Here is a 15,703-nt window from a genome sequence, read left to right as displayed (position 1 = left end):
GGGCAGACCATCAGCGTTTGGCGATGATGTACACCGCATGCACGATCCCCGGAATGTAGCCGCACAGGGTCAGCAGGATGTTCAGCCAGAAAGCGCCGCCAAACCCCACTTGCAGGAAGACCCCCAGGGGCGGCAAGAGAATGGCAAAGATGATGCGGATCAAGTCCATGGGCAGCTCCTGATAACAATCGGCTCGAATGAGCCTTACCTGCAATCGACCTTGGCCATACGCCAGGGTTCAGAGCGAATTCGAGGCCGCGCTGCCACTCGGGCGAGGATCTGGAGGCCATGTTCCTGCACCACGCTCAACAGCTTGAAGGCCATGGCGCCCGTACAACGAGCCGGTACTTGAAGGAGGTTGCAAGAACAAAGAAGGGGTTTGAAAAAGCTGGAGATAAAAAAACGCCCCGTGCGAAAAATCGGACACGGGGCGATGCGTTATACCGCGAGACGGTTCAGGAAGTCAGTCAACGTAAGGTCGCATGTGGCCCGGAAAGGTAATCCAGCACCCGGAACAGAGTGGGTGCCAGACCACTGCAATGCGGGATTCCGGCGAGAATCGCCTGTTGATCCTCGACGCTATCGGGCTCGGCGCTGTGTTCAGCGCTCAGCCAACCGTTGGGGCGCGCCTGCAAAAGTGCCTCGATGCTGTGCAAGTCGCTCTGCAACAGGCATTGCAAGCCGATGGCCCGCTCCTGCCAGATAAAGCCCTGGTGATCGCAGGCCGCCGAGCGATAGAGCGGCAACGCGCCCTTGGGCAGATCGAAGCTTTCGCCGTGCCAATGAAAGGCCATCAGACGTTCCGGCAAGGCCAGCCCCAGAGGCGAGTCCTGGGCGTTGGGGTACTTTTCCACAGGCCACCAGCCAATCTCCCGCGCTGCACTGGGGCGAACCTGCGCCCCCAGCGCCTGCGCCAGGAGCTGGCCACCCAGGCCGATGCCCAGCACGCGCTTGCCGGCAGACAGGGCCTTGCGCAACAGGCGTTTTTCCGCAGCCAGCCACGGAGTCTGGGCCTCGTCGTGCACACTCATGGGCCCACCCAGAGCGATCAGCAGGTCGAAACTGTCGAGCCGCGGCAAACGTGCCTGGGCGTACAGATGGCAGATGTGCACGGCGCTCGCCCGCTCCAGCAGCCACTGGTTGATCCGCCCCGGCCCGGAGGCAGGCGAATGTTGCAGGATCAGTACACGCATCAGACGGCCACTCCCTTGCGACAGTGCAATTGCGCCGTGCGCACCCGGGAAAAAGCCCGAGCCAGGCGCAGGAGCATCTCGTCGATATTGCCTTTGCTGACACTCAATGCCGGGGTAAAACGCAGGCAGTCCGGTTGCGGCGCGCTGAGCAGCAAGCCTTCATGCAAGGCGGCCTTGACCACCGCGTCGGCGGACTCATCCGCCAGGGTCATGCCCCAGAACAAACCCTGCCCCCGCACTTGGCCCTGTGCATACCGGCTCGCCAGGCGGGTCAGTTCCTGCCCCAGGTACTGGCCGTTATGGCGCGCCTGCTGAAGAAAGCCATGCTCCTGCAAGCTGTCCAGGACCGCCAGGCCGGCCGAGGTCATCAGCGCATTGCCATGGTGAGTGCCATCCAGCTCGCCCGCCTCGAAACAGCAGGCCTTGCCCCGTGCCAGCAGCGCCGCCAGTGGCACGCCACCGCCGAGCCCCTTGCCCAGAGCGATGATGTCGGCACGCACGCCATACAGCTGTTCGGCCAGCAGGGTGCCGCAGCGGCCGATGCCAGTCTGGACCTCATCGAGAATCAGCAGGATGCCCAGTTCACGGCACAGGCGCTCGACACCCTTGAGGTAATGCTCGGTCGCCGGAATGACACCAGCCTCACTCTGGATCGGCTCCAGCATGATCGCCACGGTTTGCGCATCCACCGCCGCGTGCAAAGCCGGCAGATCGTTGAACGGCACCTGGCTGAAACCCGGCAGCCCGGGGCCGAAACGATTGCCCGGAGCGCCGCTGCCAGCCGCCGACAACGCAGCAAAGCCACGACCATGGCAGCTCTGGCTGGCGGTGATGATGCCAGCCGCGCCGCCACGATGCAGTTGCCCCCATTTACGCGCCAGCTTGATTGCGGCCTCGCAAGCTTCAGTGCCGCTGCTCAGCAGGTAGGCCTGGTCGCTGCCGGTGCTGCGGCACAGGCGATCGGCCAGCTTGAGCATGCCCCGATTGTAGAACCCGGAACCCGGGTTGATCAGCGACTGCGCCTGCTCGGCAAGCGCGGCGACCAGGACCGACGGGCTGTGGCCAAGACTGTTGGCGGCCCCGGCCTGGGTGAAATCCAGGTAAGTACGGTCTTCACTGTCCCACAGCCAAGAGCCCTGGCCGCGCACGAAGACCGGTTGGGGACGCTGCACACTGGGCATCAGGCACTCGTTGGAAAAGGCCGGGGCCGAAGCGTTTGCATAGGGCTCGGCGGCCAGATCTTCCAGGCTCGGCACAGTGCGGCGCAGGTTGAACAGATTCATGCCCGCAGGCCCTCCAGCGGCAGCCCCAGCAGGCGCGCGGACCAGTCTTCAACCCGGCCAGTACGCATGCGCTTGATAGCGATATCACGCCAGCGCGAGGAAAGCGCCGGGCAATCAATGAGGGTTTTCAAGCCAGCATGCTCCAGAGGTTCCTGGAAAAAACAGCGCAGGGCCCAGGCCACGGTGAGGCCGGGGTAACTGCGCTGAATCAGTTCAAAAGGTTCATCCGCTTGTACGAAACCTGGCTTGAGGACCCGGTAAAACCAGCCGCAACGACCATTGTCCTGGGCCTGTTGCGGCAGATTGGCCAGGCCCCAGCGATGGCTCAGGCGATAGCAGGGCGAACGCGGCTGGCTGACCTGCAATAGCGCACCGCCCCAGCGAAACAGATCGCCCAGGCACACCTGTTCTTCGGTGAGGCCACGGGTGGACAGGTTTTCACCGAAGGCCGGCGCGCACCAGGCGAACTGTGGGTAACGTTTGCGCCAGTGGTCATAGTGTTCAGCGGGGTAATGATGCAAGGCGCGCTCGGGACCGGTGTGAAAGCGCGGATCGCCGTGCTCATCGCTGCCCAGGCCTTGTGGCCACAACCAGAGTCGGTTGGCAACCGGGTACTTGTCAGTGTCGCTGACCAGACCCTGGCCGAGATTTTTTGCCTTGCCTATGTAAACACCATCGACGCAAACGGTATTCATCGCCCTTCGTGGCCCTGTAAGCCTTGTGAATAGGCGCTAGACTAGGCCCCTCAGGGGCTTCGGGCCATTTCGTTTTTTAAGCTTTTTCGATAAGAAATACTTATGGATTTTAAGCAGCTGCGTTATTTCGTCGCGGTGTATGAAGAAGGTCATGTGGGACGTGCCGCCGAACGGCTGTCGATCTCGCAACCGGCGCTTTCCCAGCAGATCCGCCAGCTGGAACAGAACCTCGACGTCAGCCTGTTCGAGCGCAGCAGTAAACGCCTGTTGCCGACACTGGCGGCGCATACGCTGTACAACCACGCCCTGCCCCTGCTCGACGGCTTGCAACAGGCCCGCGAAGCCTTGCGCAACTTCAAGGGCCAGGCGCTGCGCACCTTGGCGATCGGCGTACTGCAAACCGTGCATACCAGCCTGGTGCCGCAGATGCTTGAGCGTGTACGCAAGGCCCAGCCCCATCTTGTGGTGCAGATCTATGAATTGACCGGCCTGGAGATCGAAAGACGCCTGCTCAATGGCTCGCTGGATATCGGCATCAGCTACTTGCCGCCACGCCAGCCAGGTCTGCATGGGGTACCGCTGTACGAAGATGAACTGACTCTGGTCATCCCGGAGCAGCATCCGCTGCGCGAGTTCAAGAAGGTCTCCATGAGCCAGGCAGCAGAGTTGCCGATGCTGTTGTTGGGAGAGGAGTTCCAGATCCGCCAGATCTGGCAGGCTCAACTGGCCAATCTGGGGCGGCGCCCGCAGGTGCAGGCGGAGCTGAACAACATGGCCGGGATTCTCGACAGCCTGCCCCATACACGGCTGGCCACCGTGCTTCCCGGGCGCTCCCAACAGCAGCACGGCAACAAGGAACTGTTGTGGAAACCACTGAGCGAGCCCAGGGTGCCGCTAAAGGTGGGGTTGGTCTGCCGGGATCTGCAGCGTCAACAGGGGACGCTGGAGCTGCTGCGCAGTTTGTTGGAAGACTCGATGAATGCGCAGGAACCGCGCCTGGGGGGAACTTCCGCCGTGGAGGTGCCGGGATAAGCCCGCCAAAATAAAAAACCCGGACAAAAGAAAACCCCGCCGAAGCGGGGCTTTGCAGACTGTTTCCCTGACATCCTTTTCACTCCACCATCCTGGCGGAATCCTACGTGTCCGTGTTGTTGCTTTGCGCTTCCTGCGCGACGTCCATGTGAAGTAGATTAGCTTCAGCCGTCATCTACCGATATGGACGATCAGCAGCACGTTATGTAAGAGATGACTTACAAACGCCCCTGCGGGTTAAAACTGCTCAGCCTGCAACAGGAACAGCGATTCGCTACCGGCCTTGACCGAGGCGCTAAGCGAGTGGATACGCGGCAGCAGGCGGGCGAAGTAGAACCGCGCCGTCCCCAGTTTGCTGGCATAGAAGTCGTCTTCCTGCTCCTTGCCCAACGCAGCCTTGGCCATCAGTGCCCACATGTAGGCGTAGGCGGTGTAGCCAAATACCTGCAGGTATTCCACCGACGCTGCCCCGATTTCGTTGGGGTTGCTGGCGGACCGGTCCAATACCCAGGCGGTCAGCTCATCCAGATTGTCCAGCGCCGCGTTCAGCGGGCGGGTGAACTCCCCCCATTGCTCATCCGCCGTAGCGGTGAAATGGCGGATCTCGTCGGCGAACAGCTTATAGAACGCACCGCCGCTCCCGACGATCTTGCGTCCCACCAGATCCAGAGCCTGGATACCGTTGGTGCCCTCGTAGATCTGGGTAATCCGTACATCGCGCACCAGTTGTTCCTGGCCCCACTCACGGATATAGCCATGGCCGCCGAAGATCTGCTGGCCATGAACCGTGGTTTCCAGACCCAGGTCGGTCAGGAAAGCCTTGGCCACCGGGGTCAGCAATGCCACCAGGCTTTCCGCGCGCTTGCGGGTATCCGGATCTTCGCTGAACTTGGCGGTATCCAACTGCATCGCCACGTAGGTGGAAAATGCCCGGCCGCCTTCGTTTGCAGCCTTCATGGTCAGCAGCATGCGCCGCACATCCGGGTGCACAATGATCGGGTCGGCTACCTTGTCCTTGGCTTGCGGGCCGGTAGGCGAGCGGCTCTGCAGGCGATCACGAGCATATTCAATAGCGTTCTGGTAGGAACGCTCGCCAGTGGCCAGCCCCTGGATACCTACCCCCAAACGCTCGTAGTTCATCATGGTGAACATGGCCGCCAGGCCCTTGTTCGGTTCACCCACCAGGTAACCGATGGCCTGATCGAAGTTCATCACGCACGTGGCCGAAGCCTGGATGCCCATCTTGTGCTCGATCGAACCACAGGTCACCGGGTTGCGCTCGCCCAGGCTGCCATCGGCATTGACCATGAACTTGGGCACCAGGAACAGGGAAATACCCTTGGGACCAGCCGGCGCATCCGGCAGCTTGGCCAGCACCAAGTGAATGATGTTTTCCGTCAGGTCGTGCTCACCACCGGTAATGAAGATCTTGGTTCCGCTGATGGCATAGGAACCGTCGGCCCGAGGCTCGGCCTTGGTGCGGATAATCCCCAGATCGGTACCGGCATGGGGCTCGGTCAGGCACATGGAGCCTGCCCAGACACCGGCATACATGTTCGGCAGGTAGGTGGCTTTCAGCTCTTCGCTGGCATGGGCGTTGATCGACAGGCAGGCCCCGGCAGTCAGCATCGGGTACAGACCAAAGGCCAGGCTCGCGGAGTTGACCATTTCCTCGACCTGGGCCGATACCGCCTTGGGCATGCCCATGCCGCCGAACTCGGGATCGCCACCCACGCCGACCCAGCCACCTTCGGCGTAGGTCTGATAGGCCTGTGGAAAACCTTCAGGGGTGGTCACCACGGTGTTGTCCCAGTGGCAACCTTCCTCGTCGGCACCGCGACTCAGCGGAGCGATGCTTCTGGCGGTGACTTTGCCCGCTTCCTCCAGAATCGCCTCGACCGTCTCGACATCCACAGTCTCAGCCAGAGCCGGCAACTGGGCCCAGAGTTTGGCGACCTCGAAAACTTCATTGAGGACGAAGCGCATATCGCGCAAGGGCGCTTTGTAGTCAGCCATGGCAAACCTCGCAAGAACTAAAAAAGCGGGCCGAAACGGACCCATTTAGAAAACCAGAGTGTACCCGAACAACTTTTGCGACACATAGGGTCAACTAGTGACCTTTATGTAATTTTTAGTCACAGATATTCCCCAGCACGAAAAAACCCGCAGCAGCGGGCTTTGTTCGTGCCGCCCTAGCAGTTACAAGGCGAACAACTGCGCGGGAAGCTTCATCAGGCAATCACTGCCGGCCTCGATGGCCGCCCGATGAGCCCCCGTACGGGGCAGCAGGCGCTTGAAATAGAACTCGCAGGTGATCAGCTTGGCGGTGGCGAAGTCCTGGTCGCCCTGCCCGGCGTCCAGTTGCTGCCGTGCGGCCAGAGCCATGCGCAACCAGAAATAGGCCAGGACGATGTAGCCGCTGTACATCAGGTAATCCAAGGCCGCGGCCCCCACTTCGTCGGGGTTGTTCATGGCTGCCATGCCGACCTTGGTGGTCAACTCGCCCCACTGACGGTTCAAGGCATCGAGTTGCGCGACATAAGCCTGGAGCTGCGGATGCTCGGCATGCGCGCTGCAGAACTTGTGCACAATCCGGGTAAAGCCCAGCAGCAGCTTGCCCTGGCTGCCCAGCACCTTGCGGCCCAGCAGGTCCAGGGCCTGGATGCCATTGGTACCTTCATAGATCGGAGCAATGCGGCAATCACGTACCAACTGCTCCATGCCCCATTCGCGAATAAACCCATGACCGCCGAACACCTGCATGCCGTGGTTGGTCACTTCCAGCCCGGTCTCGGTCATGAAGGCCTTGCAGATCGGGGTGAGGAACGCCAGGAGGTTCTCGGCGTCCTGGCGCTGGGCTTCATCGCGGCTCAGATGCGCCACATCCAGCAACTGGGCGGTGAAGTAGGCCAGGGCCCGGTTGCCTTCGTTGAACGCCTTCATGGTCAGCAGCATGCGCCGCACATCAGGGTGGACGATGATCGGGTCCGCCGCCTTGTCCGGAGACTTGGGGCCGGTCAGCGACCGCATCTGCAAACGATCGTTGGCGTATCTGATCGCCCCCTGGAAGCTGGTTTCACCCAGACACAGGCCCTGCATTCCGGTCCCCAGGCGGGCGTGGTTCATCATGGTGAACATGCAGTTCAGGCCTTTGTTGGCCTGACCAATCAGAAAGCCCCTGGCACCGTCGAAGTTCAGTACACAGGTCGCGGACGCCTTGATCCCCATCTTGTGCTCGATGGAGCCGCAGCTCACGCCATTGCGCTCGCCGGCCTCACCTGCCGCATCCGGCAGGAACTTGGGCACGATGAACAGCGAAATACCCTTGGTTCCGGCCGGCGCGTCCGGCAGCTTGGCCAACACCAGGTGAACGATGTTCTCGCTCATGTCGTGCTCGCCGGCGGAGATGAAGATCTTGCTCCCCGTCACCGCATAGCTGCCGTCTGCCTGGGGCACCGCGCGAGTCTTGATGATGCCAAGATCAGTGCCGCAATGGGCTTCGGTCAGGCACATGGTGCCGGTCCATTGCCCGGCGGTGAGCTTGCCCAGGTACAACTGCTTCTGTTCCGCGCTGCCGTGGGCATGAATAGCCGACATGGCACCGTGGGTCAGGCCCGGGTACATGCCCCAGGAGGTGTTGCTGGAGCCCACCATCTCGCTGATGACCAGCCCCAGCGAGTGGGGCAGTCCCTGGCCGCCATAGGCCGGATCGGCGGCCAACCCGTGCCAGCCGCCTTCAACGTACTGGGCGAAGGCCTGCTTGAAGCCCTTGGGCGTGGTGACCACGCCGTTATCAAAGTGGCAACCTTCCTCGTCACCGGAACGGTTCAACGGGGCCAGGACGTTTTCGCAGAATTTCGCGCCTTCCTCGAGGATGGCACTGACCATGTCCGGGCTGGCGTCAGTGGCCCCCAACGCCGCGTAACTGGCATGAAAGTCGAAGACGTGATCGATCAGAAAGCGCATGTCGCGCAAGGGGGCTTGATACTCGGGCATGGTGGTTTCTCCGGCAGCAGATCAGACCAACCTACTGCCGCCGCCCTCAGCCTGCCAATGACTGTGCAGGCGCTGAATGCGCCATCATCACTCAACCCGCAGCTGTATCCATGCGCACCGCACCGCGGCGGTTCTGCCCGAATGCAATGACACAGTTACGCCCCGCTCCCTTGGCGCTGTAGAGCGCCTGGTCTGCAGCCTTGAGCACTTCCTCCGGAGTCCGGTGCTCTGCCAACCGCTCGGCGACGCCGATACTGATGGTCACCGAGACACTGGACGCGGCAGCGACACCGCGACGCTGGCGACCCTGCTGGTCGTCCTGAGGGCGGTTGTCCTGATTACGCAATTGAATGTTGTAGGTGGCGATGATCTCGCGAATCATCTCCAGATGCGGCATGCATTCGTCCATGGTCTTGCCGGCGAACACCACGGCAAACTCCTCGCCTCCGTAACGGTAGGCCCGGCCGCCTCCGGTGACTTTCGAGAGCTTGCTGGCCACCAGGCGCAACACCTGGTCGCCCACATCGTGCCCGTGGGTGTCATTGAATTTCTTGAAGTGATCGACGTCGGTCATCGCCAGCACATAGTTGCGCCCCAGGCGCTGCATGCGCTCGTTAAGCGCGCGGCGTCCCGGCAGGCCGGTCAGCTCGTCGCGGAACGCCATCTGGTAGGCCTCGTGGGCGACAGCAGCAGCGATCATCAGCATCACCTGGCTGCACATGATGTTCAGGGTGAACGGCAGGATGAAGGTCTTGGGCAGCATCCAGAACAGCCCCAGAAGCCCCACCAGCTGCGCCGCGTGCAGCGGACGCGGGCTGCGCCAGTACTGGATCGCCAGCAGCAGGAAGGCTGCGAAGAACACTGGATACGACAACTGGATCAAACTCATCCAACTGCCATGCAGGGCCGGCCAGCGGATCTCCGCCAACCAGTTAAGCAGAGCCTGCGGGTAACTCTGCTCGAGCCCCAGAGCCACACTGCCGAAAGCCAGCAGCACGGCAAAACGCGCCACCATGTCCTGGAACAGGTGCGTGCGCTCCTGCCAGGCAGCGAACAGGCCGAACAACAGGGGCAGCAACAGGCAGCAGAGATGGAACACCACCGCCGCGTCTTCCCGGACCCTGCCGTTGTCCCGGTAGTAGTCGGTCTGGGTGTCCAGCAGGAAATAGGCGATGTACACGGTGACCATCAAGAACAGTTCGCGCTGGCGCCGATACACCGCGCAATACGCCCCGCCCAGCAACAGCACCAAGGTTGGCAGCACGTTGAACAGCGAGGTGAAGAAGACGTTGAGGTCCTTGACGTAGGCGGCCGCCAGCCCCGCAAGCAGAAGCAGTAAAGACGGTACAAAGTGACTGAAACGTACAGCGAAAGAACGCGGCAAGGGTAAAACTCCGACCCGGCTGATCAATGAATGGCATTGTGCCTTCATTTGTTGAAGTTAAGCACACGCGGTGTGATGGACATCACATTGCCATCTCTTTAACGGCAGGAAATCGCTTCTGCTTAGCGATTTAGTCGGGAATTTTCATGAAGATTCTGCGGGCATAAAAAAACCGCTCGCCCCAAGGGGCGAACGGCTTTTCGAACCACTGCGGTCGGGCTTAGTAAGCCAGGCCGAAGTCTTCTTCCTTCATGTCCATCAGGTTGTTGGCACCCGAAAGCATGGTTGCAACGTGAGTGCGGGTACGCGGCAGGATGCGCTGGAAGTAGAAACGCGCAGTCTGCAGCTTGGCGGTGTAGAACGCCTCTTCGGTGGTGCCGGCTGCCAGCTTTTCAGCCGCCAGGCGTGCCATGTCGGCCCAGAAGTAGGCCAGGCAGGCATAACCGGAGTACATCAGGTAGTCCACGGAGGCCGCGCCGACTTCTTCGCGATCTTTCATGGCAGCCATACCGACCTTCATGGTCAGCTCGCCCCATTCTTTGTTCAGTGCAGCCAGGGGTGCGACGAATTCCTTGACGGCTTCGTTGCCTTCGTTGTTCTGGCAGAACTTGTGGACGATCTTGGTAAAGCCTTTCAGAGCCTCGCCCTGAGTCATCAGCACTTTACGGCCCAGCAGGTCGAGTGCCTGGATACCGGTGGTGCCTTCGTACAGCATCGAGATACGGCTGTCGCGAACGTTCTGCTCCATGCCCCACTCGGCGATGAAGCCGTGGCCGCCATAGATCTGCACACCGTGGTTGGCGGATTCAAAACCAACTTCAGTCATGAACGCCTTGGCGATCGGAGTCATGAACGCCAGCAGTGCGTCGGCTTTCTTCTTCTCTTCTTCATCCACACCGTACTTGACGATATCGACCTGCTTGGCAGTGAAGTAGACCATTGCCCGGTTGCCTTCGGCGAAGGCCTTCATGGTCAGCAGCATGCGGCGCACGTCAGGGTGCACGATGATCGGGTCGGCAGCCTTGTCCGGCGCTTTCGGGCCAGTCAGGGAGCGCATTTGCAGGCGATCGCGAGCGTACTTCAGGCCGCCCTGGAAGCCGATTTCGGCATGGGCCAGGCCTTGCAGAGCGGTACCCAGGCGCGCGGTGTTCATGAAGGTGAACATGCAGTTCAGGCCTTTGTTCGCCGGGCCGATGAGGAAACCGGTGGCCGCGTCGAAGTTCATCACGCAGGTGGCGTTACCGTGGATCCCCATCTTGTGTTCCAGGGAACCACAGCTCACGGCGTTGCGCTGACCTACGCTGCCATCAGCGTTAGGCAGGAACTTGGGCACGATGAACAGCGAAATACCCTTGGTACCGGCCGGTGCGTCCGGCAGGCGGGCCAGAACGATGTGGACGATGTTGTCGGCCATATCGTGTTCACCGGCAGAGATGAAGATCTTGGTGCCAGTGACTTTGTAGGAACCATCGGCCTGAGGTTCGGCCTTGGTGCGCAGCATGCCCAGGTCGGTGCCACAGTGCGGCTCGGTCAGGCACATGGTGCCGGTCCATTCGCCGGACACCAGCTTGGTCAGGTAGGCCTCTTGCTGCTCGGCAGTACCGTGCTCGGAAATGGTGTTCATCGCGCCATGGGACAGGCCAGGGTACATGCCCCACGACCAGTTGGCTTCGCCAACCATTTCGCTGACCGCCAGGCCCAGGGATTCAGGCAGGCCCTGACCACCGTGCTCAACGTCGTGAGCCAGGCTTGGCCAGCCGCCTTCGACGAATTGCTTGTAGGCTTCCTTGAAGCCGGTAGGGGTCTTAACGCCGGATTCACTCCAGGTGCAACCTTCCAGGTCGCCCACACGGTTCAGCGGAGCCAGCACCTGCTCACAAAACTTGGCACCTTCCTCGAGAATGGCGTCAACCATGTCCGGAGTGGCGTCCTGGCAAGCCGGGAGGCTCTGATAATGCGCCTCATAGCCGAGCAGCTCGTCACGAACGAAGCGAATATCACGCAAGGGGGCCTTGTAGTCAGGCATAGCGATAAACCTCTGCTGATGTAACCGGGAATGAACAACCGCGTTGAGTTTTTATAGCGGTCAAACAGTTGTTTGAAACATACGTTTACGCCCAAATCTTGTCAAGCGTCGCGCCAATGCCTTTCGTCATCGAAACAAAATGCATACGCAGGCGAACACCCACGGCACTGCCATGAAGTGTAGGAGCCGACGCACCGGCAATCAGTCAGGGAAAGGAATCAGCGAGAGCCGCTATCAACGGAAAAGGCATGAAAAAGCCCGGTCTCTTTGGGAGGCCGGGCTTTTGCAGAGGGTAATCAGGCGTAGGTATCGATCAGGGTGCCGAGGACTTCATCCGAGGCCTTGGCGACATTGACGCCCAGTTCTGCCTGGATCTTGCCCATGGACATCTCCACCATGCTGCTGGCCAGATCCGATTCCTGGCTGCGATCCACAGCGCGCAGGCGGTCAACCTGAACATCCGACGACTGGCTGCCGGCAGAGCGTTCAACTGCAGTGCTGGCAATCTGGCCGGCGGCTTGATCGACGCGATTCTGCCCGGTCTGGATAGCGTTCAGCCCGGCGTAGAAAGCGGTGTTCCCGGAGATTTGCATGGGAGAACTCGACCTTGAGAATGAGTGACAGGTGTCATTGAAGCAGACCCGTCAAGAAAACACCCGTCAAAAACACTAATGGCAATATGCCTTGCAATAGGCAAAATCTAGTCCAGCAGATCCAGTTGCAAATGCTCGGCCACCGCCTCGGCGCTGGCGGGCTTGAGTTTCGGCACCCTGCCCAGGCACGGGGCCGGCAAGCGCTCGGCCAGGGTTGCGAGGTTTTCCTCCAGACGAGAGGTCTTTGGATCGATGATATTGGCCACCCACCCCGCCAGTTGCAGGCCGTCCTGAGCGATGGCTTCGGCCGTCAGCAACGCATGATTGATGCAACCCAGACGCACGCCCACCACCAGGATCACCGGCAGCCCCAGCGCCATGGCCAGATCCGACAGATTGTCCTGGTCTGCCAGGGGTACCCGCCAACCACCCGCGCCTTCGATCAGCGTGAAGTCCGCGCCCTTGGCCAGCAGATGGCGCATGGGCGTCAACAGCGACTGCACGGTCAGCGCCACCCCGGCCTCTCGCGCTGCCAGATGAGGGGCGATGGCCGGTTCGAAGGCAACCGGATTCACTTCTGCATAGGCCAACGGCAACGAAGACTGCGCCTGCAATGCCAGGGCATCGGCGTTGCGCAAGCCTTTGGCCGTCAGCTCGCAACCCGAAGCCACCGGCTTGCCCGCAGCAGTACTCAGGCCGGCCAGACGCGCCGCATGCAGCAAGCCGGCCGCAATGGTGGTTTTCCCCACATCGGTATCGGTACCCGTAATGAAGTAGGCAGGGCTCATAGCGGTTTCTCCAGCACGGCATAGACCACTTGATAAGTCGCCGGCAGGCCCTTGGCCTGTCGGGAACCCTCGTAGGCATCGATCAACCCGGCGATCCGCGCCCGTCCGGTCAAGCCGCCCGGGCGTCCGGGATTGAGGTTGTGCGCGCCCAGGGCTTTCAACTCATGGGTCAGGCTGCGCACATCCGGGTAATACAGGACATGGGGCGCCTTTTCCAGACTGCGCACTTGCAAGCCACTGGCTTCACACAGCTGTCGATAACGTTCGAACTCACGGAAGCGATTGACGTGAACCTGGCCATCGACCTGCGCCCAACTATCGCGCAGTTCCTGCAAAGTACCCACGCACAGGCTGGCAAAAGCCAGCACGCCGCCCGGCTTGAGCACCCGCATCGCTTCACTGAGCACGGCAGAGAAATCGTCGCACCACTGCACCGCCAGGCTGGAGAAGATCAATTGGCAACTGTCGCCTTGCAACGGCAGGCGTTCAGCGTCCCCGGCGATGAAATGGTCCGCGCCACCCAAAGGCCGGGCGTGATTGAGCATGCCCTCGGCAATATCCAGGGCCAGCCCCTGGGCAGCACTGAAACGCTGCCCCAGCACCCGGCTGAAATGCCCGGTGCCGCAGCCCAGGTCCAGCCAGCACCGTGGCTCAAGGCCCGGGGGCAGACGGCTGAGCAATTGTTGCCCGACCGCACGCTGCAGCTCCGCAACACTGTCGTAGCTGGCCGCCGCGCGGGAGAACGAAGCCGCGACCTGGCGCTTGTCAGGCAGGCGACCGGGAAAGGCAGTCAGAGAAAGATCAGTCATCACCGGACTCATGCAAGAAAGCCTGGATCGCTCCCGCCACTCCATGGGGGTCCTCCAGGAGAAATCCGTGGCTGGCGTGTTCAATCAGGCCAACTTCAATATCCGGCAGCAAGGCCAGCAATTCACCGGCCGCCTCGGCAGGCACCAGAGCATCGAGCCCGGCAAACAAGTGCAACTGCGGCCCGCGAAAGCCTTGCAAGGCTTCGCGGGTATCCAACTGCGCCAGCAGCTCCAGCCCGGCCATCAGCACCGCCGGCGCCGTGGTCGGCGCGCCGCTCAGGAGCAACCGCGACAGGCCTCGCGTGTCCGCGGCGCCCTGGGCGCAGAGCAAGGCAAAACGCTTGAGGGTGGTTCGCGGATCGGCCGCGCAGCCGGCCAGGAAGCCGTCGAAGGTTTCCCCGGCCATGGCACTGGCCCATTGTTCATGGGCGACAAAACTGGGATTGCTGGCCAGGGTCAGCAGGCCGCAGCAGCGCTCACCACGGCGCGCCGCCAGTTCCGAAGCCAGCATGCCGCCGAGGGACCAGCCACCCAGCCAGGCATTGTCCGGCACGGCGTCATCGAGTTCGTCCAGCCAGTCCTGCGGGTCGCTGGAGGTCAACTCCGGCAAGGGCTCGATCTCCACCCGCAAGTGTTCATCCAGCCCCTGCAAGGCCGCCGCCAGAGGTTCCAGCGGCGACACGCCCAAGCCCCAGCCCGGCAACAGAATCAGTCGATCACGCATGGCTCGGCTCCGCTTGCAGTTCACTGAAACAGTCTGCCAACGCGCTTAACAATAGCTGCACCTGGGCCTCGCTGTGGGCCGCGGACAAGGTCACCCGCAGCCGCGCGCTGCCGGCCGGCACGGTAGGCGGGCGAATGGCGCTGACCATGACTCCCCGTTCACGCAGCATCTGCGACAGGCGCACGGCCCGAGCACTGTCGCCCACCAGGATCGGCTGGATCGGGGTGAAACTGTCCATCAGCTGCAGGCCGATCTGCTCGGCGCCCTGGCGGAATTGACGGATCAAGGCCGCCAGGTGCTCGCGCCGCCAATGCTCGCTGCGCAGCAGCTCCAGGCTTTTCAAGGTGGCGCAGGCCAGGGCTGGCGGCTGGCTGGTGGTGTAGATATAAGGCCGGGCAAACTGGATCAGGCTTTCGATCAGATCCTCGCTGCCGGCGACAAAGGCCCCGGCGGTGCCGAAAGCCTTGCCCAGGGTGCCCACCAGTACCGGCACCTCATCCAGCCCCAGGCCGAAATGCTCCACCAGCCCGCCGCCATTGGCCCCCAGCGGCCCGAAACCATGGGCATCGTCCACCATCAGCCAGGCGCCACGGGCCTTGGTTGCCCGAGCCAGGGCCGGCAGGTCGGCGACATCGCCGTCCATGCTGAACACCCCATCGGTGACCACCAGGGTATTGCCGGTGGCCTTTTCCAGACGCTTGGCCAGGCTGTGCGCATCGTTGTGCAGATAGCGGTTGAAGCGCGCGCCGGAAAGCAGCCCCGCATCGAGCAGCGACGCATGGTTGAGACGATCCTCCAGCACCGTATCGCCCTGCCCCACCAGCGCCGTCACCGCCCCCAGGTTGGCCATGTAGCCGGTGGTAAACAACAGCGCCCGAGGGCGGCCAGTGAGTTCGGCCAGCGCCTCTTCCAGGGCGTGATGGGGCGTGCTGTGGCCGATCACCAGATGGGAAGCACCGCCGCCCACGCCCCAGCGGCTGGCACCGGAGCGCCAGGCTTCGATCACTTGCGGATGGTTGGCCAGGCCCAGGTAGTCGTTGTTACAAAAGGCCAGCAATGGCTGACCGTCGACCACCACTTGCGGCCCCTGGGGGCTCTGCAGCAGCGGGCGCTGGCGATAGAGGTGTTCGGCACGGCGGGCAGCAAGGCGCGCGGCGAGATCAAAAGACATGCAGGCCTC

The 15,703-nt window shown here is 61.9% G+C and carries 14 protein-coding genes; 1 reads left to right on the top strand and 13 read right to left on the bottom strand.

The genetic code is table 11. From position 1 onward, the window contains the following. Positions 1-10: 10 nt before the first annotated feature. From ACUXVH_RS03565 to ACUXVH_RS03550, 4 genes are all read right to left on the bottom strand, one after another. The gene (locus ACUXVH_RS03565; protein WP_011063854.1) at positions 11-169 is read right to left on the bottom strand and encodes a YqaE/Pmp3 family membrane protein; all 159 of its coding nucleotides are present in this window, start codon (positions 167-169) and stop codon (positions 11-13) included. A 298-nt stretch (positions 170-467) separates the two neighbouring features. After that, entirely contained in the window at positions 468-1,193 is a 726-nt protein-coding gene (locus tag ACUXVH_RS03560; protein WP_011063855.1) for a type 1 glutamine amidotransferase, read from the bottom strand. Further along, positions 1,193-2,476: an aspartate aminotransferase family protein gene (locus ACUXVH_RS03555; RefSeq protein WP_041120116.1), complete on the bottom strand. Its 1,284-nt coding sequence runs from the start codon at positions 2,474-2,476 to the stop codon at positions 1,193-1,195. The genes ACUXVH_RS03560 and ACUXVH_RS03555 overlap by 1 nt, the downstream gene beginning before the upstream one ends. Next, entirely contained in the window at positions 2,473-3,171 is a 699-nt protein-coding gene (locus tag ACUXVH_RS03550) for an MOSC domain-containing protein (RefSeq protein ID WP_065365125.1), read from the bottom strand. The genes ACUXVH_RS03555 and ACUXVH_RS03550 overlap by 4 nt, the downstream gene beginning before the upstream one ends. A 102-nt stretch (positions 3,172-3,273) precedes the next feature. On the opposite strand from ACUXVH_RS03550, the gene ACUXVH_RS03545 reads away from it, so the two are divergent. After that, positions 3,274-4,203 (top strand): LysR family transcriptional regulator, encoded by a 930-nt coding sequence (locus tag ACUXVH_RS03545; RefSeq protein WP_011063858.1) that lies wholly within the window; start codon positions 3,274-3,276, stop codon positions 4,201-4,203. Between the two features lie 237 nt (positions 4,204-4,440). On the opposite strand, the gene ACUXVH_RS03540 is transcribed toward ACUXVH_RS03545, so the two are convergent. The 9 genes from ACUXVH_RS03540 to bioF all read right to left on the bottom strand — a co-directional run bounded on the left by ACUXVH_RS03540 (position 4,441) and on the right by bioF (position 15,694). After that, positions 4,441-6,219 carry an acyl-CoA dehydrogenase C-terminal domain-containing protein gene (locus ACUXVH_RS03540; RefSeq protein WP_019094528.1) on the bottom strand — a complete coding sequence of 593 codons (1,779 nt, stop codon included), beginning with the start codon at positions 6,217-6,219 and terminating at the stop codon, positions 4,441-4,443. A 183-nt stretch (positions 6,220-6,402) separates the two neighbouring features. Next, on the bottom strand, positions 6,403-8,199 hold the full coding sequence (locus ACUXVH_RS03535) for an acyl-CoA dehydrogenase C-terminal domain-containing protein (RefSeq protein WP_065365124.1): 1,797 nt from the start codon (positions 8,197-8,199) through the stop codon (positions 6,403-6,405). Positions 8,200-8,290: 91 nt separating this feature from the next. Further along, complete coding sequence (locus ACUXVH_RS03530; protein ID WP_011063861.1) at positions 8,291-9,583, bottom strand: GGDEF domain-containing protein; 1,293 nt, start codon at positions 9,581-9,583, stop codon at positions 8,291-8,293. Between the two features lie 220 nt (positions 9,584-9,803). Then, complete coding sequence (locus tag ACUXVH_RS03525) at positions 9,804-11,609, bottom strand: phenylacyl-CoA dehydrogenase (protein ID WP_015637270.1); 1,806 nt, start codon at positions 11,607-11,609, stop codon at positions 9,804-9,806. A 296-nt stretch (positions 11,610-11,905) separates the two neighbouring features. Further along, the gene (locus ACUXVH_RS03520) at positions 11,906-12,202 is read right to left on the bottom strand and encodes a hypothetical protein (protein ID WP_011063863.1); all 297 of its coding nucleotides are present in this window, start codon (positions 12,200-12,202) and stop codon (positions 11,906-11,908) included. A gap of 107 nt (positions 12,203-12,309) precedes the next feature. Further along, positions 12,310-12,990: a dethiobiotin synthase gene (gene bioD / locus ACUXVH_RS03515; RefSeq protein ID WP_011063864.1), complete on the bottom strand. Its 681-nt coding sequence runs from the start codon at positions 12,988-12,990 to the stop codon at positions 12,310-12,312. After that, positions 12,987-13,799 carry a malonyl-ACP O-methyltransferase BioC gene (gene bioC / locus ACUXVH_RS03510; RefSeq protein ID WP_065365123.1) on the bottom strand — a complete coding sequence of 271 codons (813 nt, stop codon included), beginning with the start codon at positions 13,797-13,799 and terminating at the stop codon, positions 12,987-12,989. The genes bioD and bioC overlap by 4 nt, the downstream gene beginning before the upstream one ends. Beyond that, positions 13,792-14,523: an alpha/beta fold hydrolase gene (locus ACUXVH_RS03505; protein ID WP_041120124.1), complete on the bottom strand. Its 732-nt coding sequence runs from the start codon at positions 14,521-14,523 to the stop codon at positions 13,792-13,794. Before ACUXVH_RS03505 ends, bioC begins: the two co-directional genes overlap by 8 nt. Further along, positions 14,516-15,694, bottom strand: a complete 1,179-nt coding sequence (bioF, locus tag ACUXVH_RS03500) for an 8-amino-7-oxononanoate synthase (RefSeq protein WP_019094531.1) — start codon at positions 15,692-15,694, stop codon at positions 14,516-14,518. Before bioF ends, ACUXVH_RS03505 begins: the two co-directional genes overlap by 8 nt. Positions 15,695-15,703: the final 9 nt, after the last annotated feature.

The organism is Pseudomonas sp. 8(2025), from assembly GCF_052665325.1.
Note: the sequence above shows the minus strand (reverse complement) of the source record. Positions and strands in the feature narration are given on the sequence as shown.